The organism is Pseudomonas agronomica (genome assembly GCF_025917275.1).
Classification (GTDB): Bacteria; Pseudomonadota; Gammaproteobacteria; order Pseudomonadales; family Pseudomonadaceae; genus Aquipseudomonas; species Aquipseudomonas agronomica.
Genome location: NZ_JAOSHO010000857.1, coordinates 1 through 1,234 on the forward strand (window position 1 = coordinate 1; position 1,234 = coordinate 1,234).

General features: G+C 64.5%; 1 protein-coding gene. It reads right to left on the minus strand.

The annotated features are described in order from the left end of the window. Positions 1–1,147, minus strand: a 1,147-nt coding sequence (locus tag OC610_RS27700; RefSeq protein ID WP_264432720.1) for a DEAD/DEAH box helicase, incomplete at its 3' end; no start/stop codon positions are given. Between the last annotated feature and the right edge of the window lie 87 nt (positions 1,148–1,234).

Below are 1,234 nucleotides of genomic sequence, written 5' to 3' on the forward strand. Positions count from 1 at the left end.
CCTGGGCAGCGGCAGCCTCGACGAGCTCCAGGCTATGGGTGGGCACCAGTGTTATCCGCGAGGTCCGTCCCGGCGCATGGCCGGAGCGCCCGGCGCGTTGCATCAGTCGCGCAACGCCTTTGGCCGAGCCGATCTGCAATACACGTTCGACCGGAAGGAAATCCACGCCGAGGTCCAGGCTGGACGTGCACACGACGGCCTTGAGCTGGCCGTCCTTCAGCGCTCGCTCCACCCAGTCGCGGGTATCACGGGACAACGAGCTGTGGTGCAGCGCAATCAGCCCGGCCCAATCGGGTCGCGCGTCGAGAATGGCCTGGTACCAGATTTCCGATTGCGCGCGGGTGTTGGTGAAGACCAGGCAACTGCCGCTGGCGTCAATTTCGGCGACAACCTGAGGCAGCATTTTCAAGCCGATGTGCCCGGCCCATGGAAAGCGCTCGAGGGTCGGTGGCAATAGCGTATCGATCTGCAGGGCTTTACCGTTGGCGCCCTGCACGCTGGTCCCGTTGCCTTGCGGGATAAGGACTTGCTCGGCGTGAGGCTGATTGCCCAAGGTCGCGGATACGCCCCACACAATCAGTCCGGGATGCCAGCGTCGCAAGCGTGCCAACGCCAATTGCAACTGGACGCCACGCTTGTTTCCGAGCAGTTCGTGCCATTCATCCACCACGACCATGCGCAGGGTCGAGACGGCGGTTTGCGCATCGGCACGGGCCAGCATCAGCGTCAGGCTTTCCGGCGTGGTGATCAGCGCAGTGGGCAGGCGCCGGCCTTGGCGGGCGCGCTCGTTGGCGCTGGTGTCGCCAGTGCGCAGGCCGACGCTCCAAGGGATGTGCAACGGCGTGAGCGGCGCTTCGAGGGCTTTGGCGGTGTCGGCGGCCAAGGCCCGCATGGGCGTGATCCACAAGACCGTCAACGGTTCGGGCGGCGGTTTGCGTTTGCGCGGTTTATCCGGCGGCGGCACTGAGCGCGCAAAACGATTGAGGGCGGCAAACCAGACAGCGTAGGTCTTGCCGGCGCCCGTGCTGGCATGCAGCAGCCCCGACTCGCCGCACTTGACGGCGGCCCACACGTGTTTTTGAAAAGCGAACGGCTTCCAGCCCCGGGCATCGAACCACTGTTTTGCGAAGTTGCTGGATGTCGCCATGGGTGCCGTGCATGCCCTGAAAGTCCTTCTTCAGAGACCACGGCAGGAGGTGAAAGGTTTTATGATCTGGTTGTGGCACGCGCGCTG